This is a genomic window from Actinosynnema sp. NPDC050801, from assembly GCF_040673975.1.
Classification (GTDB): Bacteria; Actinomycetota; Actinomycetes; order Mycobacteriales; family Pseudonocardiaceae; genus Actinosynnema.
The window spans coordinates 496,584-518,865 of record NZ_JBFAQZ010000001.1; the positions used below are offsets into that span (position 1 = coordinate 496,584).

At 71.1% G+C, this 22,282-nt stretch carries 22 protein-coding genes; 10 read left to right on the forward strand and 12 right to left on the reverse strand.

From position 1 onward, the window contains the following. Nucleotides 1-7: 7 nt before the first annotated feature. Nucleotides 8-364, reverse strand: a complete 357-nt coding sequence (locus tag AB0K14_RS02470; protein ID WP_360454728.1) for a hypothetical protein — start codon at nucleotides 362-364, stop codon at nucleotides 8-10. A gap of 28 nt (nucleotides 365-392) precedes the next feature. Between AB0K14_RS02470 and AB0K14_RS02475 the strand changes: the two genes are divergently transcribed. From AB0K14_RS02475 to AB0K14_RS02485, 3 genes are all read left to right on the forward strand, one after another. Continuing rightward, nucleotides 393-1,196, forward strand: coding sequence for an NUDIX hydrolase (locus tag AB0K14_RS02475; protein ID WP_360454730.1), 804 nt, complete (start codon nucleotides 393-395; stop codon nucleotides 1,194-1,196). Further along, nucleotides 1,193-1,960 (forward strand): MBL fold metallo-hydrolase, encoded by a 768-nt coding sequence (locus AB0K14_RS02480; protein ID WP_360454733.1) that lies wholly within the window; start codon nucleotides 1,193-1,195, stop codon nucleotides 1,958-1,960. The genes AB0K14_RS02475 and AB0K14_RS02480 overlap by 4 nt, the downstream gene beginning before the upstream one ends. 63 nt (nucleotides 1,961-2,023) lie before the next feature. Next, on the forward strand, nucleotides 2,024-3,070 hold the full coding sequence (locus tag AB0K14_RS02485; RefSeq protein WP_360454736.1) for a toll/interleukin-1 receptor domain-containing protein: 1,047 nt from the start codon (nucleotides 2,024-2,026) through the stop codon (nucleotides 3,068-3,070). A 2-nt stretch (nucleotides 3,071-3,072) separates the two neighbouring features. On the opposite strand, the gene dnaN is transcribed toward AB0K14_RS02485, so the two are convergent. From dnaN to AB0K14_RS02505, 4 genes are all read right to left on the reverse strand, one after another. Next, on the reverse strand, nucleotides 3,073-4,176 hold the full coding sequence (gene dnaN / locus AB0K14_RS02490; RefSeq protein ID WP_360454738.1) for a DNA polymerase III subunit beta: 1,104 nt from the start codon (nucleotides 4,174-4,176) through the stop codon (nucleotides 3,073-3,075). 40 nt (nucleotides 4,177-4,216) lie between these two features. Beyond that, nucleotides 4,217-5,452 carry an MFS transporter gene (locus tag AB0K14_RS02495; protein WP_360454741.1) on the reverse strand — a complete coding sequence of 412 codons (1,236 nt, stop codon included), beginning with the start codon at nucleotides 5,450-5,452 and terminating at the stop codon, nucleotides 4,217-4,219. A 435-nt stretch (nucleotides 5,453-5,887) separates the two neighbouring features. Then, nucleotides 5,888-6,562: a Crp/Fnr family transcriptional regulator gene (locus AB0K14_RS02500; protein WP_033441932.1), complete on the reverse strand. Its 675-nt coding sequence runs from the start codon at nucleotides 6,560-6,562 to the stop codon at nucleotides 5,888-5,890. A gap of 196 nt (nucleotides 6,563-6,758) precedes the next feature. Then, a complete protein-coding gene (locus tag AB0K14_RS02505) occupies nucleotides 6,759-7,010 on the reverse strand; it encodes a hypothetical protein (protein WP_015097743.1) in 252 nt (83 codons plus the stop codon). A gap of 176 nt (nucleotides 7,011-7,186) precedes the next feature. Here AB0K14_RS02505 and nth point away from each other — a divergent pair, with 176 nt between their 5' ends. The 6 genes from nth to AB0K14_RS02535 are packed head-to-tail and all read left to right on the forward strand — an operon-like array spanning nucleotide 7,187 to nucleotide 13,612. Then, complete coding sequence (gene nth / locus AB0K14_RS02510) at nucleotides 7,187-7,954, forward strand: endonuclease III (RefSeq protein WP_360454744.1); 768 nt, start codon at nucleotides 7,187-7,189, stop codon at nucleotides 7,952-7,954. Next, nucleotides 7,951-8,553, forward strand: coding sequence for a TlpA disulfide reductase family protein (locus AB0K14_RS02515; protein WP_360454747.1), 603 nt, complete (start codon nucleotides 7,951-7,953; stop codon nucleotides 8,551-8,553). Before nth ends, AB0K14_RS02515 begins: the two co-directional genes overlap by 4 nt. Continuing rightward, the gene (locus tag AB0K14_RS02520; RefSeq protein WP_360454750.1) at nucleotides 8,550-9,218 is read left to right on the forward strand and encodes a CoA pyrophosphatase; all 669 of its coding nucleotides are present in this window, start codon (nucleotides 8,550-8,552) and stop codon (nucleotides 9,216-9,218) included. Before AB0K14_RS02515 ends, AB0K14_RS02520 begins: the two co-directional genes overlap by 4 nt. After that, a complete protein-coding gene (locus tag AB0K14_RS02525) occupies nucleotides 9,219-10,406 on the forward strand; it encodes a MarP family serine protease (protein ID WP_360454754.1) in 1,188 nt (395 codons plus the stop codon). It abuts the gene before it with no gap. 30 nt (nucleotides 10,407-10,436) lie between these two features. Beyond that, nucleotides 10,437-12,308, forward strand: coding sequence for a toll/interleukin-1 receptor domain-containing protein (locus AB0K14_RS02530; RefSeq protein WP_360454757.1), 1,872 nt, complete (start codon nucleotides 10,437-10,439; stop codon nucleotides 12,306-12,308). Then, nucleotides 12,305-13,612 carry an AAA family ATPase gene (locus AB0K14_RS02535; protein WP_360454760.1) on the forward strand — a complete coding sequence of 436 codons (1,308 nt, stop codon included), beginning with the start codon at nucleotides 12,305-12,307 and terminating at the stop codon, nucleotides 13,610-13,612. Before AB0K14_RS02530 ends, AB0K14_RS02535 begins: the two co-directional genes overlap by 4 nt. Nucleotides 13,613-13,634: 22 nt before the next feature. On the opposite strand, the gene AB0K14_RS02540 is transcribed toward AB0K14_RS02535, so the two are convergent. The 5 genes from AB0K14_RS02540 to AB0K14_RS02560 all read right to left on the reverse strand — a co-directional run bounded on the left by AB0K14_RS02540 (nucleotide 13,635) and on the right by AB0K14_RS02560 (nucleotide 19,197). Further along, entirely contained in the window at nucleotides 13,635-14,561 is a 927-nt protein-coding gene (locus tag AB0K14_RS02540) for an alpha/beta hydrolase (protein ID WP_360454763.1), read from the reverse strand. An 8-nt stretch (nucleotides 14,562-14,569) separates the two neighbouring features. After that, complete coding sequence (locus tag AB0K14_RS02545) at nucleotides 14,570-15,049, reverse strand: phage holin family protein (protein WP_360454766.1); 480 nt, start codon at nucleotides 15,047-15,049, stop codon at nucleotides 14,570-14,572. Nucleotides 15,050-15,108: 59 nt separating this feature from the next. Next, nucleotides 15,109-16,305, reverse strand: coding sequence for a Na+/H+ antiporter NhaA (nhaA, locus tag AB0K14_RS02550; protein WP_360454768.1), 1,197 nt, complete (start codon nucleotides 16,303-16,305; stop codon nucleotides 15,109-15,111). Between the two features lie 143 nt (nucleotides 16,306-16,448). Next, nucleotides 16,449-18,425, reverse strand: coding sequence for an acetate--CoA ligase (gene acs / locus AB0K14_RS02555; protein ID WP_360454771.1), 1,977 nt, complete (start codon nucleotides 18,423-18,425; stop codon nucleotides 16,449-16,451). A gap of 202 nt (nucleotides 18,426-18,627) precedes the next feature. Further along, nucleotides 18,628-19,197: a GNAT family protein gene (locus AB0K14_RS02560; RefSeq protein WP_360454774.1), complete on the reverse strand. Its 570-nt coding sequence runs from the start codon at nucleotides 19,195-19,197 to the stop codon at nucleotides 18,628-18,630. A gap of 92 nt (nucleotides 19,198-19,289) precedes the next feature. Between AB0K14_RS02560 and AB0K14_RS02565 the strand changes: the two genes are divergently transcribed. Then, on the forward strand, nucleotides 19,290-20,015 hold the full coding sequence (locus tag AB0K14_RS02565; RefSeq protein WP_360454777.1) for an oxidoreductase: 726 nt from the start codon (nucleotides 19,290-19,292) through the stop codon (nucleotides 20,013-20,015). Nucleotides 20,016-20,249: 234 nt separating this feature from the next. Here the strand turns inward: AB0K14_RS02565 and kynU are convergent, their stop codons facing one another. Together kynU and AB0K14_RS02575 are read right to left on the reverse strand one after the other, a co-directional pair. Beyond that, nucleotides 20,250-21,380: a kynureninase gene (gene kynU, locus AB0K14_RS02570; RefSeq protein ID WP_360454779.1), complete on the reverse strand. Its 1,131-nt coding sequence runs from the start codon at nucleotides 21,378-21,380 to the stop codon at nucleotides 20,250-20,252. Then, nucleotides 21,377-22,192, reverse strand: a complete 816-nt coding sequence (locus AB0K14_RS02575; protein WP_360454782.1) for a tryptophan 2,3-dioxygenase family protein — start codon at nucleotides 22,190-22,192, stop codon at nucleotides 21,377-21,379. The genes kynU and AB0K14_RS02575 overlap by 4 nt, the downstream gene beginning before the upstream one ends. Nucleotides 22,193-22,282 lie beyond the last annotated feature (90 nt).

Below are 22,282 nucleotides of genomic sequence, written 5' to 3' on the forward strand. Positions count from 1 at the left end.
CTGCCTTTCATCGGCCGCCGATGTAAGTCGATTCGGGGACGAAGATCCGGCCGCCGTTGTCGAACCTCAGCTCGACGCCGTCCGGTCGGCGTTCGACATCGGGGCTGTCGTCCCAGCCGTCGGGGATCTCCACCAAGTGCCCGTGGTCGGGCGACCGGCCGAGCCAGACCTCGCGGTCCGTGCCGCCGACGAGACTGGACCGCTCCTTGACGTAGACGTTCGGCGTGCCCTCGTTCGTGCTGGTCGTGGAGGTGCCGGGGAGGAAGAGGAGGACGGCCGCCGTGGCCGTCAGGCCCGTGCCCACGATCGCGCCCACGACGAACAGCAGGACGTTGACTAGGCAGCCTTTGCGCGTGGTGTCCACACGCGGATGATCCTCGTAGGCTCGGGTGGTGCGCGAACTACCCGAGGAACTGGTGCTGCCGGCGAGCGCGATCCCGGAGGACTTCACCGGTCCGCCCGTCGAACCCCGTGACGCCGCGACCGTGGTGCTGGTGCGTGACGGTGCGGCCGGGCTGGAGGCGTTCCTGCTGCGGCGGGTGGCCGGGATGGCGTTCGCGGGCGGGATGACGGTGTTCCCCGGCGGTGGGGTCGACCGGCGCGACGCGGACACGTCCGTGGCGTGGACCGGGCCGCCGCCGTCGTGGTGGGCCGAGCGGTTCGCGTGTTCCGTCGAGTTGGCCACGGCGTTGGTGTGCGCGGCGGTGCGGGAGACGTTCGAGGAGTCCGGGGTGTTGTTGGCCGGGCCGTCTACGTCGTCGGTCGTCGCCGACACGGCCGCCTATGCCTCGGCGCGTGCGGCGTTGGTGGCGCGGGAGTTGTCGTTGGCGCAGTTCCTGGCGACGGAGGGGTTGGTGCTGCGAGCCGACCTGCTGCGGCCGTGGGCGAACTGGTTGACGCCGGTGGAGGAGCCGCGGCGGTACGACACGTTCTTCTTCGTGGCGGTGCTGCCCGCCGGGCAGAGCGCGGACGGGGTGACGACGGAGGCCTCGGACGCGGCGTGGCAGCGGCCCTCGGACGCGCTGGGTGACTGGAAGGCCGGGCGGCGGGCGTTGATGCCGCCCACTTGGGTGACGTTGGCGGAGTTGGACGAGTTGGGGTCGGTGGCGGCGGTGTTGTCGGAGTCGCGGACGGTGTCGAAGGTGATCCCCAAGCTGGTGCGGGACGGTGGCGTGGTGCGGGTGGTCGTGCCGTGAGCGCTTATGGGGTGTTGCGGCAGGTCACGCCCACGGCGGCGGTGCTGTTGGCGGAGAACCCGGGTGTGATGACGTTGGAGGGGACGAACACGTGGGTGCTGCGTGCGCCCGGGTCGTCGTCGTGCGTGGTGGTCGATCCGGGGCCGGCGGATCCGGTGCACCTGGGGCGGATCGCGGAGCAGGCGCCGGTGGAGGTCGTGTTGCTGACGCACGGTCATCCGGATCATTCGGATGGGGCACGTTCGTTCGGGCGACAGGTGGGTGCGCCGGTGCGGTCGGTCGACCCGGCGTTCCGGCTGGGTGGGCAGGGGTTGGCGGAGGGGGACGTGATCGAGGCGGCGGGGTTGTCGATCCTGGTGCTGCCGACGCCGGGGCACACGGCCGACTCGGTGTGCTTCCGGTTGGACGACGCGGTGCTGACCGGGGACACGGTGCTGGGCCGGGGGACGACGGTGGTGGCGCACCCGGATGGTCGGCTCGGTGACTACCTGGAGTCGTTGCGGCTGCTGACCACGCTTCCGGCGGGCACGATCGGGTTGCCGGGGCACGGGCCGGAGCTGCCGGACGTGGTGGCTGCCGCGGGTGGGTACCTGGTGCACCGGGAGCAGCGGTTGGCGCAGGTCCGGGCGGCGGTGGCGAACCTGGGCGGCTCGCCGACGGCGCGCGAGGTGGTGGAGCTGGTGTACGCGGACGTCGATCGTTCGCTGTGGCCGGCGGCGGAGTGGTCGGTGCGGGCGCAGCTGGAGTACCTACGCGACGCCTGAGTAGGCTCGAATCCGCGGCAGTTCTCGATCTCGGCGGCGATGGACCAAGGGCGGGAGAGTTCGTTGGCGGGCCACCCGGAGTACGACCTCTTCATCAGTTATTCCCACCGTCAGCGCGAATTCGTCCAGGCGCTCGCGGTAAAGCTTCGGCGATCGCAGCTGCGGGTGTGGTTCGATGATTGGGAGATGCAGCCCGGCGACTACCTGCGGGATCGGATCGTCAGCGGCATCGGCCAATCCCGATACCTGCTGGTCCTGATGTCCACGGATGCGCTCACGTCGAATTGGGTCAAATACGAGTTGAACTGTGGAATCACCTCGGAGATCGAGGCGCTGGGGGTGGTGGTGATCCCGGCCCTTGCGCCGGAGATGTCTCCGGAATTGCTCCCTCTCGACCTCAAGGCTAAGTACTACCGCGACATGCGGTCGGCCGACGCAGTGCAGCAGTCGATTCTCAAGTTGACCAAGATGGCCAACCCCTGGCACTACCGACGGATCGGGCAGGCGGCCGAGCTCAAAGAGAAGGTCCGTACCCAAGTCCTGACTGTCGAGGAGTTGTGGGACATCCTGCACGGCGACTACCTGGGCGGACTGTCGCACGGGGTAGAGCTCGCCGTCGTCTCGAAACTTGAGAAGATCAAGGGATGGGACGCCGTCATCGTGCTCGCTCAGCGCGCCCTGTCGTACAGCCGCATAGGCGTGCTGGTACGAACGTTCAACGCTCTGTCGCGCTGTGTCGATGACGGTGGACTGCTTCCTCTTGCGGCGTCGATGACGTTCGACGGGCGCGTGTGGGCCGACAAGCTGAAAGCCATCGGCAGAGGAGTCGGAGCCTCGGTTTTCCAAGATTTCGCTCATGCCGTTCCCGGTGTGCGACGGCACCTGAAGAGTGAAGTTCTGCCACTGTTGCTGGCGTTCGAGGCTTCTGGTGTGGACGACCTGAAGTACGGCAGTGTGCTGTGTCGACATTACGATAGGACCGTCGATCCGGCTGGCGAGTCGCTTCCACTGCCCGATGACAACCTGCGTGCGGAGGCCGAGCAATACGCGCAGGAACGCCTTCCCGGATTGCTGAAGTTGATCAGGTCGGCCACGTTCGGCCAGTTCTGAGGCTAAGAGACGGTGCGCAGGGGTACGACCAGGTAGGTGAGTTCTACACCGTCTTCGCCCACCTGGCTCGTCAGGACGGTGGAGCGCAGACCGTCTTGGATCTTCAGTTCCACCCGGCGGCCGCTGAACGCCCGCAGCGCATCCGCCAGGTACCTCGCCTGGAACGTCTTCGTCACCCGGTTGCCGTCGACGGTCGCTTTCACCGACTCCTCCGACTCACCGCTCTGCGGATCGCTGCCGCGCACCCGCAGCTCCCCGTCGTCCACCTGGATGGTGACCGAACCGTGCGGCCCGGTGTAGGGCACTGCCCGTCGCACCGCGCCGGCCAGCACATCGGCTTCCACCACCACCGTGCTGTCGATGACCGCCTCCAGCAGCTTCCGCACTCGGTCGTCGGGGAACGGGGCCGCCAGCAGCGCCGTGCTCACGCTCCCACCCGCCCACGACAGGGCGATGCGGTCGGCATTGGCGTGCACCGTCACGTCGGCGGCGCGGCCCGGCTGCCTGGACGCCTCGGCCAGCACCACCGCCGGCGCCAGGACGTCCAACTCCCCTGTCGCCGCCCAAGGTAGCGATGCGAACGCCATCCGGTAACGGTCCGTGGCGATCAGTTCCAGCCGCCCCGCCACGCCGTGCATCCGGACGCCGGTGAACACCGGCAGGGCGTCGTCCTTCGACGCCGCACCGGAAACCGGGACCAGCGCACCCGCCAGCGCACGCGCGGAGATCGTGCCGACCGCCGGCGGCAGCGGCGGGATGCCGGGGTGCGCGGCCAGGTCGAGCAACGGCAGGGCGAAGCGGGCCGTCGACGTCCGCACCGCCAGGCGCGACCCCTCGACGACCAGTCTGACCTGGGGGTCCGCCAGGCCGCGCAGGGTGTCCGCCAGGGGGCGCGCCGGGACGACCACGGCACCGTCCGCGTGCACCGTCGCGGCACGGGTCAGGCGGACGGCGTGCTCGCGGTCGCTGCCCGCCAGCTCGACCCCGTCGGCGGAAGCGCGCAGCACGAGGCCGGCCAGCACCGGGTCGTACACCCTGGTCGGCAGGAGTCGGGCGACGTCGGCGGCGGCAGCGGCCAGGTCGGCGGTGGTGGCGGTCAGGTCCATGGGGCAGAAGGTAGACCCGACCACCGACAATTCCGTGGGATCAGCGGCCCACGAGGGCCAGGTCCTCGCGGGACACCGGCACGCCCGCCGCGACGGTGCCGCGGAAGACCCACACCAGCACCGCGATCGCGAAGCCCGACACCGCCGCCGCGACGAACGCCGCGCCCGTGCCGTAGGACTCGACCAGCTGGCCGCTCGCCGACTGCCCGATCGCCAACCCCACGGTCACCGCCGTCACCACCCAGCCGAACGCCTCGGTGGCGGTCCCGGCGGGCGCGACCTGCTCGATCGCGGCCGAGTGGGTGGTGGCCTGCGGCGTGATCAGGGTGCCGACCACGAGCAGCGCGGCACCCAGGCCGATCAACCCGGTCGGCACGGCGAGCAGCAGCGACAGCACCGCGAACCCGCCGAGCAGCACGGGCAGCCGCAGGTGCATCGCCCGCGGGAACGGCTTCATCGAGTACAGGATGCCGAACAGCACCGAGCTGACCGACCACAGGCTCAGCAGCAGGCCGCCCATGCCGACGTGACCGGCCTGCGCGGCGGCGGCGGGCACGGCGACCTCGATGAACCCGATCGTCACGCCGAAGCCCAACGCCGCCAACGCGACCGTGCGCATCCCCGGTGACGCCAACGCGCCCAGCAGGTTCCGGCTCATGGCCACCGGCCGCACGCCGCGCACCGTCGGGTTCAGCGCGAACCACAGCGCGCCGACCACCATCGACGCCGCGCCGATCACCACGCCGGTGCCCGCCCACGGCGCCGCGACCAGCAGTCCGGCCAGGCCGGGGCCGAGGATGAAGAACACCTCCATGCTGATCGCCTCGTAGGCGTACCCGGCCAGCCGCGCGGGCCCGGCGGGCAGCACCTGCGACCACAGCGCGCGGGACGCGGAGCCGACCATGGGTTCGTTGAGCCCGACCAGGAACGCGACGGGCACGAGCACGGTCAGCGCCGCGCCCGCCTCGACCGCGGCGATGGCCAGCGCGACGAAGACCGCGAACAACGACACCGCGGTGAGCAACGGGCGGGTCGGCCCGAGCCGGTCCATCAACCTGCCCTGCACGATCGACCCGACCGCGACGCCCACCAGCGACGCCGCCGACACCAGACCCGCCGCGGCGAACGAACCGGTCTCGCGCTGCACGTAGAGCAGCAGCGAGAGGCCGACCATCGCGATCGGCAGGCGGGCGAGCAGGGACGCGACCACGGGGCCGCGCATGCCGGGGGTCGTCAGGGCGGTGCGGTAGTCGGAGAGGCGGGCAGAGTGGGACATGCGTACCAGTATGCCGACAGTGGTACGTACGTACCAGTCAATTGCCGGTGCGATCCGTCACCGGCTCTTCCCGGTGCTCCGGATGGTCTTGGACCGTCCACCCGGTGGGAGTTGGTTGCAGTTGGATCACAACAATGGGATGACCGGGTGAAACCACCCCGAGAAACCGCTGAACAGAGGGTCCTTGAGGGTGAACGGCCTTGAGTTGCGGGGTGGGTGGCGTGCGATCGTGGGAGGAGCCACTCCCACTGCCACCCCGTTTCGACCGAGGTCGAGGCGGGTAACCCAGCCTCCTTCCGGCGCTACGAGGGTCGGGGCCTGCGGGCGCCGGAGGTGTGGAAAGAGCACGGTCTGTCGGGGGATGGGCCGTGCGACAACAAGACCGGTGCGCCGCGTCGGGGGCGGCGCCCGGTCTTGTTGTGCTTCTCGACGCCGCTAGCGGGCGCGGCGGGCCAGGCGCTCGGGGTCGAGGATCAGCACGCTCTTGCCCTCCAGCCGGAGCCAACCGCGGTGGGCGAAGTCGGCCAGGGCCTTGTTCACCGTCTCGCGCGAGGCGCCCACGAACTGGGCGATCTCCTCCTGCGTCAGGTCGTGGGTGACCCGCAGCAGACCGGCCTCCTGGCTGCCGAAGCGCTGTGCGAGCTGCAGCAACGCCTTCGCCACGCGGCCGGGCACGTCGGTGAAGATCAGGTCGGCCAGCATGGAGTTCGTCCGGCGCAGCCTGCGGGCCAACGCCCTCAGCAGCTGCTCGGCGATCTCCGGCCGGTTGGTGATCCACTGCCGCAGCGCGGGTCGGTCCATGCTGACCGCGCGCACTTCGGTCACCGTGGTCGCGGTGGACGTGCGCGGACCGGGGTCGAAGATCGACAGCTCGCCGAACATGTCGGACGGTCCGAAGATCCCCAAGAGGTTCTCCCGGCCGTCCGGCGACTTGCGGCCGATCTTCACCTTGCCGGACTGGATGATGTAGAGCCGGTCGCCCGGCTCGCCTTCCGCGAAGATCACGTGGCCACGCGGGAATTCAACAGACTCCAGCGTCTGCGCCAGTGCCTCCGCTGCGGCCTGTTCAACCCCCTGGAAAATGCCCGCGCGGGCCAGGGTCTCGTCCACCTCGTCCCTCCTGTCGAGACGCGGCGGCATGGTTGAGCGCGTTCCGCCTTCTGGCGGATCAGCGCCTGCCGCCGATCACTGAGTGCAGTCTAAGGGCTGTGGTCGGGATCGCCTTTCGGCGCGCCGCCAACCAGCCCGGACAGCCCGATAAGGCCCGCGGGGGTTGACCCCGTGGGCCTCGCCGGTCCTACCCCGCTTAGCGGCGGGTGCGCCGCTGACGCAGGTTCCTGGCACGACCGCCCAGCCTGCGCAGCCGGAACAGTTCCAGCGCGCGGCCGATGCCGTGCCCGTAGAGCGCCCTGACCTCGTCGGGGCGCGCCGACTCCAGGAACTCCTCGACCTCGTCCTCCTGCACGGCGACGTGCCGCAGACGAGCTTCAACGCGCTCCATGAAGAGCGCGAAGAACATGATCACGATCGGAACGGCGATGACGAACCAGGCAGTCATGATGGCTCCGATCCTTGCGCATCCGGTTCGGCGCGCGGTCAAGGGGGGTCACTCTGGCGTGTCGGTTCGAGGTCGTTATAGGGACGTGCGCGATCGGCCTGTGGTTGCTTGCCCGTGATCGTGCCGGGCCAAACCCGCTCCCGCCCGGCGAAGCGGAGGGCCAGTAACCTCGTCGCATGGCGAAGAGCGCGGTGAAGCAGCCGGAGACGAGGCTGGGGCTGGTCCGCCGGGCGCGTCGCATGGTCCGGGTCCTCGGCGAGGGTTACCCCGACGCGCACTGCGAGCTGGACTTCGCCGACCCGTTGCAGCTCCTGGTCGCGGTGGTGCTCTCCGCGCAGACCACCGACGTGCGGGTGAACCAGGTCACGCCGGCGTTGTTCAAGCGCTACCCCACGGCCGCCGACTACGCGTCCGCGGACCGCGCCGAGCTCGAAGAGCTGATCAAGTCGACCGGCTTCTACCGCAACAAGGCGACGTCCGTGATCGGCCTGGGCGCCGCGCTGGTCGAGCGGTTCGGCGGCGAGGTGCCGGGCCGGCTCGAAGACCTCGTGACGCTACCCGGCGTGGGCCGCAAGACCGCGAACGTGGTGCTGGGCGACGCTTTCGGTGTGCCGGGGATCACGGTCGACACGCACTTCGGCCGGCTCGTGCGCCGCTGGGGCTGGACGCAGGAGGAGGACCCGGTCAAGGTCGAGCACGTGATCGGCGCGCTGGTCGAGCGCAAGGAGTGGACCTTGCTCTCGCACCGCACGATCTTCCACGGCCGCCGCGTCTGCCACGCCCGCACGCCCGCCTGCGGCGCGTGCCTGCTGGCGCCCCAGTGCCCGTCCTACGGCATCGGGCAAGTCGACCCGGTCAAGGCCCAGAAGCTCGTCAAGGGCGAGGAAGCGCCGCGGTTGATCGAGCTCGCCGAACGCGTTCGGGCGGGGGAGAAGCTGGCGTGAGCGCGGCAGCGCGGTGGGCCGTCGTCGTCCTGGTGCTGGCGGTGGCGGGCGTGGTCGCGCTGTGGCCGCGGTCACCGGCCCCGGTCGATCAGGGCGCGATCCCGACGCGCAGCCCCGTCACCGACGACGTGGACGGCGCGCGGGCACGGGCCGCGCTCAGGCCTTGCCCGCAGGGCCCGCCGGACGGTCCAGGACCGGAGCAGCTGCGCGGTGTCGCGGTCACGTGCCTCGGCGACGGCCGCCCGGTCGACGTGGCGTCCACCGTGACCGGACGGGCTGTGGTGAACTTCTGGGCCACCTGGTGCGTTCCCTGTCAAGAGGAGCTCAAGGTGCTGGACGCCTACGCGCGTGAGCCCGGTGCGGTGCCGGTGGTGGCGGTCCTGGTGGAGAGCAAGGAGGCGGACGGTCTGGAGCTGCTGGCGAAACTCGGCGTGCACCTGCCGTCGGTCGTCGACCCGGCCGACGCGGTGCGCAAGGCCGTCCGCGCGCCCCGGACGCTGCCCCTGAGCTACGTCGTCGGCGCGGACGGCTCGCTGACCCAGATGACCGACCCCGTCGTCTTCACGTCGGTCGACCAGGTGCGCGAGGTGGTCGGATGACGGCCCTGGTCGACCCGGACGACGTCCCCGGGTGGATGAGCGGGCTGGTCCGGGCGACCGCCGGGACCGACGCCCGCGCCTTCACCCGCATCAAGCCGCCACCCGACGGCACCGGACGGCCCGCCGCCGTGCTCATGCTGTTCGGTGAAGGCCCCGGCGGCCCCGACGTGCTGCTGCTGCGCCGCGCCGACACCCTCGGCTCGCACCCCGGCCAGGTCGCGTTCCCCGGCGGCGCCGCCGACCCCACCGACGACGGACCGGTGGACACGGCGCTGCGCGAGGCGTTCGAGGAGACCGGTGTGCTGCGCGAGGGCGTCCGGCCGGTGGCCACGCTGCCGCAGCTGTACGTGCCGGTGTCCGGGTTCGTCGTCACGCCGGTGCTGGCGCACTGGGACGCGCCGTCGCCGGTCGCGCCGGTCGACCCGGCCGAGACCGCCGCGGTGGCCAGGGTGCCGATCGCGCACCTGGCGGACCCGGCGAACCGCTTCCGGGTGAGCCACCCGTCGGGCTACGTCGGTCCGGCGTTCTCCGCGCCGGGCATGCTGGTGTGGGGCTTCACCGCCGGCCTGCTCGACGGCCTGCTCGCGCTGGGCGGGTGGGAACGGCCCTGGGACACCGGGGACGTGCGTGATCTCGACCTGGCCCTGCGCGCGGTGGAGGTGTGAGTGAACTGGGTTGACCTGCTGGTGCTGGCGCTGGCCGCCTTCGCCGCGGTGTCCGGCGCGCGGCAGGGCATGGTCGTGGCGCTGCCCGCGTTCGTCGGCGTGCTCCTCGGCCTGGCGCTCGGCACGCAGGTCGCACCGCTGGTCGTCGCCCAGTTCGACAACGTGGTGACCAAGGTCGTGTTCGCCGTCGGCATCGTGGTGCTCCTGGTGGCGCTGGGCGAGACCCTGGGCGTGTACGTGGGCCGCACCATCAAGCCTCGGGTCAACTCCAGCCCGTTGCGCGGCGCGGACAACGCGCTGGGCGCGATCGTGCAGGGCGCGGTGGTGTTCGTGGTGGCGTGGATGATCGCGCTGCCGCTGACCATGGTCGCGGGCCTGCCGTCGCTGGCGAAGGCGCTCAACCAGTCGGTGATCCTGTCCACCGTCGACGACACCATGCCGCAGGCGGCGCGGACGTTGGCCGACGACCTGCAGACCCTGTTCGACGTGTCCGGTTTCCCGGCCGCGATGGACCCGTTCGACCAGACCCCGTTGCGGGACGTGGGTCCGCCGGACCCGGCGTTGAGCGGGAACCCGATCGTTCGGAAGCTGGAGCCCAGCGTGCTGAAGGTGCGCGGGCGCGCGCCGTCGTGCTCGCGGGCGTTGGAGGGGACGGGTTTCGTCATCTCGCCCGAGCGGGTGATGACGAACGCGCACGTGGTCGCGGGCACCACCGACGTGACGGTCGAGGTCGGCATCGGCGAGTTCGACGCCACGGTCGTGCACTACGACGCGCAGACCGACATCGCGATCCTGGCCGTGCCGGACCTGGAGGCGACGCCGCTGCAGTTCCGCACCGACGAGATCGCGCCGGGCGAGGACGGGATCGTGCTCGGCTACCCGTTGGACGGCCCGTACACGGCGTCCGAGGCGCGGGTGCGCGAGCGGATCAAGATGCTGCGCGGGCCGGACATCTACGACGCGCAGACCGTGACGCGGGACGTGTACACGGTGCGGGCGAAGGTGCGCAGCGGCAACTCCGGCGGGCCGTTGGTCGACCCGCAGGGCCGGGTGATGGGCGTGGTGTTCGGCGCGGCGGTGGACGACCAGGAGACCGGGTTCGTGCTGACGGCGGACGAGGTCGCGGAGGAAGTGTCGAAGGCGCCGACGATGGTGCGGCGGGTGTCCACCCAGACCTGCGCGTCGTAACCGATCCGGGTCACGGCACGATTACTCACCGTGCCCCAGGTCTTCATCTCGTACCAGCTCCGCGACCACGAGCTGGTCGAGAAACTCGCCGGAGCGTTGGGGTCCGTCGGGCTCGGCGTGTGGCTGGACACTGACAAGGTCCAGATCGGTGACTCGTTCCAGGACACCATCGAGCTGAGGATGGATACGTCCGACGCCATGGTGGTGCTCGTGACTGGGGAGGAACTGTCACCGTGGACCCTGCGCGAGATCGAAGCGGCGGAGTTCTCCGGCATGTTGCTCATTCCGGTGCTCACCACCGACGCGTCGCGGCGGCGGCTGCCACACAGCCTGGCGAGCAGGGTGAGCGCCACAGTCGACTTCTCCTCGCCGGAATCGTTGCGGCGGGTGGCGGAGGAAGTGCGGCACGCCATCGGCGCCCGGCAGGAACGCGTGCGCTACCGCGCGGCGCCGGATGTCCGCGACGGCGCGTTCAGCCACGACGAGCTGGCGGACGTGCGCGACATGGTGGTCGAGGCGTTCGCCGCCGCGCACCGGCCGCTGCGCCCCGACCCCGACACGTCGACGCTGCTGCACCCCGGACCCGTGTGGATCTCGACCGAGGTGGCGCCCACCGGCGGTGAGCTGGACCGGTTCGCCGAGCACATCCCCCACGGCGGCCTCGGTTACTTCGTGCACGTGGGCGAGCTGAGCCGGGAGGCGCAGATCGCGCTGGACCAGATGAGGGTCGGCGGCAAACCGGCGGTCGCGATCACGGTGCGGTCGTTGCGGGCCGCCCTCGCCGACCAACGGGTGGGTGCGTTCCTCGGCGAGCTGGAGCGCGACTACGGCAACCGGGACAACCTGTTCGACACCAGGAACGCGCTGATCGACGAGCGGTTCCTGTACGGGCGGGACGTGCTGCTCAACACGATCGGCAGCGCGTTGCGGCGCAACGAGCACGTCCTGGTCACCGGGCTGCGCAAGGTCGGCAAGACCAGCCTGCTCAACATCCTGCGCCAGCACCTGGTCGACCGGCCGGTGTGCCAGGTGGACCTCCAGCGCTTCGACCGGCACCGGGAGGACTGGCCGCGCGAGCTGTTCTCCTTGGTGCTGCGGGCGTTCGACCGGTGGGGACGGGTCGAGCGCGGCGACTGGCCGTTCGAGCCGGCGCGGCCGGGGACGGCGACGGAGTTGGAGGACGAGCTGGACCGCCGCCAACGGCACCTGGACTCGCCGACGACCGTCGTGGTGGTGCTGGACGAGCTGGAACGCGTCTTCCCCGCGCCCGGCGAGGACCACGCGGCCCGTCAGTGGGTCCTGGCGGCGGGCGCGTTGCGGGCGTTGGCGCAGGGCGAGCACCGGCACCTGGTGGTGATCGCCGCGGACCTGCGGGCGGAGGTCAACCGCGCCAACGACCTCGGCCCGGCGGGCACGAACCCGTTCTTCTCGTTCTTCCAGGAGACGCCGGTCCCGATGCTCGACGGCGACGCGGTCGACGAGATGGTGCTGTCGCTGGCCGGCGCGATGGGCGTCGACGTGGTCGGCACCGACTTCGTCGGCGAGTTGTTCGAGCTGACCGGCGGCCACCCGTCGCTGGTGCGGACGTTGGCGGGCGAGGCGTACCGGCAGCGGCGGCGGCCCTACGAGCTGGCGGTGGAGGGCCTGCGCGCGGGCCTCGACCGGCTGGAGGACACCGACGCGGTCGGGTTCTTCCTGCGCAACAACCTGTGGCAGCTGATGACCCCGGTCGAGCGGGAGGTGGTGCTCGCCGTCGTGCACGACCGGCCCGTGCCGGAGTTCGTGCCCCGTGCCGCCGAACGGCAGGCGCGGGCCGCGTTGCGGGCGCAGGGCCTGGTCGACGGCGACGGCGTGCGCATCGGCCTGTTCCGGCAGTGGCTGCTGGACGGGGAGGCGGGGTGAACCCGTACTACTCGTCGGCGTTGTTCGTCGGCCGCCACGCCCAGCTCGCGCAGGTGGCCGGGATGCTGGAGCAGGGCCGCTCCGCGCTGCTCATCGGCGGTCGACGAGTCGGCAAGTCGACTTTCGCCCGGCACCTAGCGAGCGAGCGCAGGTGGTTGGTGCGCACGGACGTGATGGGCTGGGACACGTCCTCGGAGAGCGCCGCGTTGGGCGCGCTGCTCAGCGCCGTGGAAGGCAGGCAGGAGACGGCGCACGCGTCGGCGACCCGGCACGAGGTGGCGGAGGCGTTGGCCGCGCGGCGACCGGTGACGCTCGTGGTGGACGAGGCGGACCGGGTGCTGGCGACCGCGTGGGGACCGGGGTTCTTCGCGTTCCTGCGCTGGCTGGACGACACGCACCTGCGTGACGACATCGCGATCCTGCTCGCGGGCGGACCGGTGCTCGCGCTGTTCCGCGACCCGGACGACCGGGGCTCGCCGCCGTTGAACACGGCCGAGCCGAAGTTCCTCGACCCGCTGGACCGCGACGCGGTGGCCGAACTGGCCGCGCCGACCCCCGGAGCCGACGTGGACCGGCTGCTCGACCACGGCGGCGGCCACGCGTGGCTGACGACCCGGCTGCTCGCCGAGCTGCACGACGGCACGCCGTTCGACGACGCGGTGGACGACGTGTTCGACCAGGTCGTCGGCACGTTCCCGGTGTGGGAGCGGCAACTGGGCGAGGCCGGGCGGCGGCTCGTGCGCGACCTGCCCGACGGCGGCCTGACGCGCGAGGAGCTGCGCCGTCCGCCGTGGTCACGGCACCGCGAAGCGGTCCGGTTGGGTCGCAGCGTCGGCGCGTTGCGGTTCTCGGGCGGTCGGCTCACCCGCGGCCCGCGGCTGTTCACCGAGTGGCTGCTCGGGCGCGACCCCGACGAGCTGGTGTTCGACCTGGCGATCTCCTACGCCTCCGAGGACGAGCCGCTGGCCAGGCAGCTCAACCACCAGCTGCGCGCGGAGTTCAAGGTGTTCTACGCGCCGGACCAGGACGCGGCGCTGTGGGGCGGCGACCTGACCCGGTTGCTGCCCAACACCTACGGCGTGCGCAGCCGGTACGTGCTGGTGCTCAGCACCGAGGTCTACGCGGCCAAGCACTGGACGCGGGTCGAGTACGACTCGGTCGCCGCGCGGCACCCGGACCGGATCCTGCTGCTGGACTGCGGCCGGTTGCCCGACGACCTGCCGGCGGGGCTCGTCTACCGGGGCGGCAGCCCGGCGGAGCTGGTCGGGCTCGTCGGCGCGCTCAAGCGGAAGCTGACGGCGTAGTCGGACCGGCCGGAGCTCCCGGTCAGACCTTCGCCAGGAAGTCCGTGATGATCCGGCTCGTCGTGTTCGGCGCCTCCTGGTGCGGGAAGTGGCCCACCTCGGGCAGCACCCGGTACGACGAGCGCGCGCCCGTCCACCGGGACGAGTCCGACGCGGTCGACTCCAGCACCACCGGGTCGAGGGCGCCGTGCAGCTGGAGCACCGGGACGTCCAGCCGGCGGTCCACCGCCTCGGCGAAGCGGCGGCCGTCGCCGCGCAGCTGGGACCGCACCGCCCAGCGCTGGTACTCCATCGAGCTGTGCGCGACGCCGGGCACCAGGAACGCCTCGCGGTTGCGGCGCACCACCTCGTCGAACTCGGGCGACACCCTCCACTTCGGACCGCCCCACGCCTCCAGCATCCCGGCCACCGCCGCGCCGCGGTCCTTGGTCAGCCACCGCTCCGGGTACACCGGCAGCTGGGAGCGGAACAGGTGCGCGCTGGCCCGGCCCTGGCCGCGCGGGTGGCGGCGGATCGCACGGCGCAGCGCCAGCGGGTGCGGCGCGGCCACCGCCGTCACGGAGTAGACCAGCCGGGAGTGCATGGCGGCGACCGTCCACGCGAGCATGCCGCCCCACGCGTGGCCGACGAGGTGGGCCCGCGGTTCGCCGAGCGCCTTCACCAGGCCCGCGACATCACCGGCGAGCGTGAACCCGTCGTACCCGCGCGGGGGTTTGTCCGAGTCGCCGTAGCCGCGCAGGTCCACCGCCACCGCCCGGTAGCCCGCCTCGGCGATCGAGACCAGCTGGTGCCGCCAGGTCCACCAGAACTCCGGGAACCCGTGCAGCAGCAGCACGAGCGGGCCCTCGCCGAGCTCGGCGACGTGCAGGCGGATGCCGTTCGCGGACACGTCGCGGTGCGTCCACGGGCCGGGCACCCGAGCGGTCGACGGGTCCGGTGGCAGCCGCACGGCGTGGCTCAGCGGCCTTCGCGGTCTTCGCCGCGGTGCCGGAGGGCCGCGACGGTGTCCCTGGCCGAGTCGATGGTCCGCTGGGGCGCCCGCAGCTTCTTCACCTTGCGGTAGCCCAGCAGCGCGAACAGCACCGCGGTGAGCAGCATCAGCCCGAACACGATGAGGAACGCCGACCAGCGGGGCAGCCACACGTCCAGCAGCTCCGCGCCGAAGAAGAAAAAGAAGAACGAGCTGAACAGCAGCACCGTCAGCGCGACGATGAAGAAGACGCTGCCCTTCACGCCCTTCTTGATCTCGCCCGCGACCTCGGACTTGGCCAGCTCCACCTCGGCCCTGACCAAGGTGGACAGGTGGGCCGTGGCGTCGCGCACCAGCCCGCCGATGGACGTTTCCTCCGCGATCTTGACCGCGCTCTCCGCGGTCAACGGGATCGACGGAACAGGTGGCAGTCCGCTGCCGTTGGTGTTCTCCCGAGCGCTGGTCACCGGCTCATCGTGCCATGCACGCCGGCCGGGGGCCGCCCGACCGGCTGATCCACTGCGGATTACTCGTCGTCATCGGCGCGTTGGTGCACCCGACTCCGTCGCACCAGCAGAACCGCGGCCAGCAGCGACGCCGTCAACGACGCCAGCAGCACGGCCGCCTTCGCCCGTTCGGCCGCCGGCCCGTCCAGCGCCAGGTCCGCGATCAGCAGGCTCACGGTGAACCCGACGCCGCCGAGCATCGCCACCGCGAAGATGTCGCGCGGTCCGGCACCGCTCGGCCACACCGCGGCCTTGAACAGCACCGCCAACGCCGACGCGCCCACGATGCCGACCACCTTGCCCACCACCAGGCCCAGCATCACGCCCAGTGCCAACCGGTCCGAGAACAGCGAGCCCAGGACCGCGCCGTCGACCGGGATACCGGCCGCGAACAGCGCGAACACCGGCACCGCCACGGCCGCCGACCACGGCTGCAACCGGTGCTCCAACCGCAGCGCCGGCGCCTCGTGCTCGTAGCGGTCCTTGCGCACGCGGGTCAGCAGGGCCAGTGCGACGCCCGCGATGGTGGCGTGCACACCCGCGGCGTGCACGGCGACCCACGTGCCGAGCGCGATCGGTACGTACAGCCACGGTGTCGTCACGCGCTTGTGCTGCAGGAGCGCGTACAGCGCCAGCAACGCGACCGCCGCGGCCGCCGCGACCAGGTTGAACGACGCGGTGAACAGCACCGCGATGAGGAGGATCGCGCCGAGGTCGTCCACCACGGCCAGGCTGAGCAGGAACAACCGCAGGCTGTTCGGCAGACCGGAGGCGGTGATCGCGAGCACGCCCAGCGCGAACGCGATGTCCGTGGCCACCGGGATCGCCCACGCCCGTTCCACGCCCGGCTCGCCCCACCCGACGCCCAGCGCGATCGCCGCGGGCACGACCATGCCGCCGGCCGCGGCCACCACCGGCAGGATCGCCGACTTGAAGTCGTTCAGCTCGCCGATCACGAGCTCGCGCTTGAGCTCCAGCCCGGCGACGAAGAAGAAGATCGCGAGCAGGCCGTCCTTGGCCCAGTCGCCGACGCTCAGGCTCAGGTGCAGCGACTCCGGCCCGAGGTGGAAGTCGCGCAACGCCGTGTAGCTGCCGGAGATCGGCGAGTTCGCCCAGATCAGCGCGACGGCGGTGGCCGCGAGGAGGATCATCCCGCCGACGGTCTCGGTGCGCAGGTAGCGCGCGAACTCGGCGGCGGTCGGGCGAATGCGGTTCAAGATCGACTCCGGTGGTTCGGCTACGACTCATCCTCGTGCCGACCAGGCTTCCCGGCTCACCGGGAGTGATCCTAACCCGGGAAGGGGTCCGCCGACGATCGGCGGACCCCTTCCGACGTGCTCGATCCTCAGTCCTGCCGCGCTCAGTCCTCGGAGGCGCCGGACTTCAGGCCGTTCGAGATCAGGTCCATCACCGACGAGTCCGCGAGCGTGGTGACGTCGCCGACCTGCCGGTTCTCCGCCACGTCGCGCAGCAGGCGGCGCATGATCTTGCCCGAGCGGGTCTTCGGCAGCTCCGGCACGACCATGATCTGGCGCGGCTTCGCGATCGGGCCGATCTCCTTGGCCACGTGCTCGCGCAGCGCCTTGATCGCCTCCGCACCGTCGGAGCCCTCGGCCACGCCGCCGCGCAGGATCACGAACGCCACGATGCCCTGGCCCGTGGTCGGGTCGGTCGCGCCGACCACCGCCGCCTCGGCCACCGTCGGGTGCGAGACCAGCGCGGACTCGACCTCGGTGGTGGAGATGCGGTGCCCGGACACGTTCATCACGTCGTCCACCCGGCCCAGCAGCCAGATGTCGCCGTCGGCGTCGTACTTCGCGCCGTCACCGGCGAAGTAGTAGCCCTGGTCGCCGAACCGCGACCAGTACGTGTCGCGGTAGCGCTCGTCGTCGCCCCAGATGCCGCGCAGCATCCCCGGCCACGGCTGGTCGAGCACCAGGTAGCCGCCGCCACCGTGCGGCACCTCGTTGCCCTGGTCGTCCACGACCTTCGCGCCGATGCCGGGCAGCGGGCGCTGCGCCGAACCGGGCTTGGTGGACGTGGCGCCGGGCAGCGGCGAGATCATGATCGCGCCGGTCTCGGTCTGCCACCAGGTGTCCACCACGGGGGTCTTGCCCGCGCCGATGGTCTCCCGGTACCAGATCCACGCCTCGGGGTTGATCGGCTCGCCGACGCTGCCCAGCACGCGGAGACTCGACAGGTCGTACTTGGCGGGGATGTCCGCGCCCCACTTCATGAACGTGCGGATCAGCGTCGGCGCGGTGTAGTAGATCGACACGCCGTACTTCTGCACGATCTCCCAGTGCCTGCCCTCGTGCGGGGTGTTGGGCGTGCCCTCGTAGACGACCTGCGTGACGCGGTTGGACAGCGGGCCGTAGACGATGTAGCTGTGCCCGGTGACCCAGCCGATGTCGGCGGTGCACCAGTACACGTCGGTGTCGGGCTTGAGGTCGAACACGTTGTGGTGCGTGTACGACGCCTGGGTCAGGTAGCCGCCGGAGGTGTGCAGGATGCCCTTGGGGCGGCCCGTGGTGCCCGACGTGTAGAGGATGAACAGCGGGTGCTCGGAGTCGAACGCCTCCGGCGTGTGCTGGTCGGACTGGCGCTCGACCACGTCGTGCCACCAGACGTCGCGACCCTCGGTCCACTCGACGTCGTCGTTCGTCCGCTTGACGACCAGCACGTGCTCGATGCTCTTGGCGTTGGCCACGGCCTCGTCCACGGCGGGCTTGAGCGCCGCCGGCTTGCCGCGCCGGTACTGGCCGTCGGTGGTGATCACCAGCTTGGCCTGCGAGTCCTCGATGCGGGTGCGCAGGGCTTCGGCGGAGAACCCGCCGAACACCACGCTGTGCATCGCGCCGAGGCGGGCGCAGGCGAGCATGGAGAAGATGGCCTCGGGGACCATCGGCATGTAGATGGCGACCCGGTCCTCCGCGCCGACACCGAGCTCGACGAGCGCGTTGGCGGCCTTGGAGACCTCGCGCTGGAGCTCGGCGTAGGTGATGGTGCGGCTGTCGCCGGGCTCGCCCTCCCAGTGGATCGCGACCTGGTCGCCGTGACCGGACTCGACGTGCCGGTCGACGCAGTTGTAGGCGACGTTGAGCTTGCCGCCGACGAACCACTTGGCGAACGGCGCGTTCGACCAGTCGAGGACCCGGTCCCACTTGGTGTCCCAGGACAGCCGCTCGGCCTGCTTCGCCCAGAACGCCTCGCGGTCGGCGTCCGCCTCCTCGTAGAGGGCGGCGGTGGCGTTCGCCTGCGCGGCGAACTCCTCGCCGGGCGGGAACGTCCTGGTCTCCGTCGACAGGTTGTCCAGGGCGGCTTGCGGCTCTGTCATGGTGGGCGGACCTCCTGAATCCGTGGGGATGCGCACTGACCGTAGTGCGATTCAGCTCACTGCGCACCCAAAAGGTTCAGACCAATTTCGGCCGAGTTCGAAACGCGTGGGTAACTGTGTAACCCGGCCCGTGCCGCGTGACCACTGCGGTGCCGCCGAACGACACGTAGGTTGCGACCAGCGGCACCCTCCGTGACGCGCGTCACGTCGTCAGCCTGGCCTTCAGCTCCGGCCACTCCGCGGCGGTCATCGAGTAGACGACCGTGTCGCGCAGCGTGCCGTCCGGGCGGATGCGGTGCACGCGGAGGATGCCCTCGCGGGTCGCGCCGAGGCGTTCGATGGCCTGCTGCGAGCGCTCGTTGCGCAGGTCGGTGTGCCAGCCGACGCGCAGCGCGCCGAGGTCCTCGAAGGCGCGGCGCAGGAGCAGGAACTTGGCGTTCGTGTTGAGGGCGGTGCGCTGCCAGCGCGGGCCGATCCAGGTGTGGCCGATGTAGAGGCCGCGGTGCTTCGGGTCGATCTCGTAGTACGACGTGGTGCCGGCGACCTCGTTCGTCCGCGGGTCGATCTGCGCCCAGGCGAGGCGGGTGGTGTCGGCGAGCCCGCGTTCGATGTACGCGCGGGTCTCGTCGACCGTGGCCGGCTGGGGCGAGCTGAGCCAGGTCCACACCTCGGGGTCCTTGCCCGCCTCGTGCAGGCCCTCGGCGTGATCGGTGGTGAGGGGTTCGAGGCGGACGTGGTCGCCGGTGAGCACGGGGCGGTCGTACCAGTTCATGATCGGACGGTAACTCGGGTCAGTGGCTATCTTGAATATCCATTTCCGACTAGTTGTGAAGGGCCACTTACCGGCGGGTAGTGTGCTCCGGCGTGACCGATCCGCTTGCTCCGCTGCTGGACCTGCCCGGTGTGGCCGACGCCGTCGTGGCGGCGCGCGACGCCGTGTTCCAGGTGCACCGGCACCGGGTGAACCTGCGCGGGTGGGCGACCACCGCGGCCGAGGCGTCCGTGCGCGCCGCCCGTGCGTCGGCGGCGCTGGACGGCGGGCCGACCGCCATCCCGTCCGACGGGACCGTGTCCGATCCCGTGCTGGCGGGTGCGTTGCGGGTGGCGGAGTCGTTGGGCGCGGTGTTCCCGACGTGGCAGCGGGCGCCGTTGCAGGCGTTGGCGCGGCTGCACGTGCTGGCGGCCGCCGACCTGGGCGGTGAACTGGGCCGCCCCCGCGCCGCGCCGGGTGTCTCGGAACGCCTGGGGATGGTCTCCGAGCTGGTCACCGGCGGCACTTCCGTCCCCGGTCCGCTGCTGGTGGCCGTGGTGCACGGGGAGCTGATGTCGCTGGCGCCGTTCGACACGGCCAACGGCGTGGTGGCGCGTGCGGCGTCCCGCCTCGCGTCCATCGCGACCGGCCTGGACCCGAAGTCGCTGGGCGTGCCCGAGGTGCTGTGCCTGCGCCGCCAGAACGACTACGCCTCCGCCCTGCACGGCTTCTCCACCGGCGACCCCGAGGGCATCGCCCGCTGGGTCCTCTTCTACTGCGAGGCCTTGACCGCCGGCGCCCGTGAAGCCCGCAGCATCGCCGACGCCGCCACCCCGTAACTCGCGAGTCGTACCTCCAGCACCCGCGTGTCGTACCTCCAGCACGCGCGTGTCCTACGTTCAGGACCACCGTGTCCTACGTTCAGAACACCCGAGTTCAACGCTCAGAACACGGGTGGCCGTCCTGAGCGTTGAACTCGGGGTACCTGAACGTAGGACACGCGGGACGTGAACGTAGGACACGCGCGTTCTGGAGGTAGGACACGCTGGTGCTGGGCGTTGGACTCTCGTGGGTCAGAGGAGTTCTTTCAGGGTGGTGGCGGCGCGGTCGGCGTCGTCGAAGGTGTTGTAGAGCGGGGCGAAGCCGAAGCGCAGCAGGTCCGGTGGGCGGTGGTCGCCGATGACCTGGCGTTCGACCAGCTCGTCGATGAGCCGGGCGGCTTCGGGGTGGCGGAGTGAGACCTGGTGGCCGCGCCACTCGTCGGCCGGGGTGATCACCTCGATGCCGGGGAGGTCCTGCACCAGGGCGCGGAAGTGGGCGGTCAGGGCCAGGCCCTTGGCGCGCACGTCCTTCAGGTCCACGTGGTCCCAGACGTCCAGGGCGGCGTCCAGCGCGAGCATCGAGATGATGTCCGGCGTCCCCACGCGGGCACGGGAGACGCCCGGGTCCGGCGTGTACTCCGACGACATCGCGAACGGCACCTCGTGGCCCGTCCACCCCGTCAACGGCTGGTCGAACGTCGGTTGGGCGTGCTTGGGCACGTACAGGAACGCGGGCGAGCCCGGCCCGCCGTTGAGGAACTTGTACGTGCAGCCGACGGCGAGGTCGACGTCGAGCGCGTCCAGCTCGATCGGCAGCACGCCGGCGCTGTGGCACAGGTCCCACACGACCTTCGCGCCCACCGCGTGCGCCTGCTCGGTCAGCTTCGCCATGTCCAGCAGCCGACCCGTGCGGTAGTCGACGTGGTTGAGCAGCACGACCGCCGTCGTGTCCCGCAGGTCCAGCTCCTCCGGCGGCGCGGGCCGCAACGCCAGACCGGTCAGCTCCGCCACCGACCGCGCGATGTACCCGTCGGTCGGGAACGTCCCCGCGTCCACCACGATCTCCATGCGGTCGGTGTTGCGCACCGCCGCCATCAGCGCCTTGAACAGGTTCACGCTGGTCGAGTCCGCCACCACGACCTGTCCCGGCTTGGCCCCGACGAGCCGCCCGATGCGGTTGCCGACCCGTTCCGGCGCCTCCCACCAGCCCTCCGACCAGCTCCGGATGAGCCGTCGGCCCCACTGGTTGCGGACCACGTCCTGCACCCGTTCGGCGACGGCCTTCGGCGGCGCTCCCAGGGAGTTGCCGTCCAGGTAGACCACGTCGTCGTCGAGGTCGAACAGGTCGCGAACGTGCGCCAGCGGGTCGGTCGTGCGCGTCATACGTGACTCCTAGCCGTCCACAGCTCGGGGAAGACAGAGCGTTGCGTGCGCTTCTCCAACCACGCAACCCCCGCGGAGCCCCCGGTTCCGGTCTTCGCGCCCATCGAACGGCGGGTGGCGAGCAGGTGGTCGTAGCGCCAGCGGGCGAACTCCTCGGCGATGTCGGTCAACGCCTCGCCCAGCTCCAGCAGGTCACGCGACCCGCCGCGGTAGATGTCCGCCCACACGGCCTCCACCTCGGCGTTCGGCTCGTACGGTTGGCTGACGTCGCGCTCCAGCACGTCGGCGGGGATCGGCAGGCCCTGGCGCCGCAGGGCGGCCAGCACGTCGTCGTACAGGCTCGGCTCGTCGAGCAGCGCTTCGAGCGCGTCGTGCTGCTGCGGCACGGCGCGGTGCGGCACGAGCATCGACCGGGACTTCTCGCCGAGCAGGAACTCCACCTCGCGGTACCGGCCCGACTGGAAGCCGGAGCCCTCGCCGAGCGCGTCGCGGAACGAGTTGAACTCGGCGGGCGTCATCCGGGCGATCGGCCGCCACGCCGCGTTGAGCGCCTGCATGTGCAGTTCGCTGCGGCGCAGGGTGCGCACCGCGGCACGCAGGTCGTCGGCGCGCAGCTCGGTCTTGGCCTGCCGCCACTCGAAGCACAGCAGCCCGAAGTACAGCTCCATGACCTGCGTGATCACCAGGAACGACATCTCACGCGGGTCCTTGGACCACTGCTGTTGCAGCGAGTGCAGCACGGAGGCGTGCACGTAGTCCTCGTAGGGCGTCGTGCCGCCGAAATCGAGTTTGGGTGCGACCGGACAAGTCATGCCTTCCATCATGACCGCGCCTTCGGGTGAATTGAATGGGCAACGGACGGCGTTGCGTCGAGAAGTTCTTACAAACGAAAGGAGATGGCG

Excerpts from the sequence above, each read along its gene's own strand:
- AB0K14_RS02495 (WP_360454741.1), bottom strand. The coding sequence starts at position 5,452 with ATGTCCCACTCTGCCCGCCTCTCCGACTACCGCACCGCCCTGACGACC.
- acs (WP_360454771.1), bottom strand. The coding sequence starts at position 18,425 with ATGACAGAGCCGCAAGCCGCCCTGGACAACCTGTCGACGGAGACCAGG.
- AB0K14_RS02520 (WP_360454750.1), top strand. The coding sequence starts at position 8,550 with ATGACGGCCCTGGTCGACCCGGACGACGTCCCCGGGTGGATGAGCGGG.
- nth (WP_360454744.1), top strand. The coding sequence starts at position 7,187 with ATGGCGAAGAGCGCGGTGAAGCAGCCGGAGACGAGGCTGGGGCTGGTC.
- kynU (WP_360454779.1), bottom strand. The coding sequence starts at position 21,380 with ATGACGCGCACGACCGACCCGCTGGCGCACGTTCGCGACCTGTTCGAC.
- AB0K14_RS02575 (WP_360454782.1), bottom strand. The coding sequence starts at position 22,192 with ATGACTTGTCCGGTCGCACCCAAACTCGATTTCGGCGGCACGACGCCC.
- AB0K14_RS02560 (WP_360454774.1), bottom strand. The coding sequence starts at position 19,197 with ATGAACTGGTACGACCGCCCCGTGCTCACCGGCGACCACGTCCGCCTC.
- AB0K14_RS02505 (WP_015097743.1), bottom strand. The coding sequence starts at position 7,010 with ATGACTGCCTGGTTCGTCATCGCCGTTCCGATCGTGATCATGTTCTTC.
- dnaN (WP_360454738.1), bottom strand. The coding sequence starts at position 4,176 with ATGGACCTGACCGCCACCACCGCCGACCTGGCCGCTGCCGCCGCCGAC.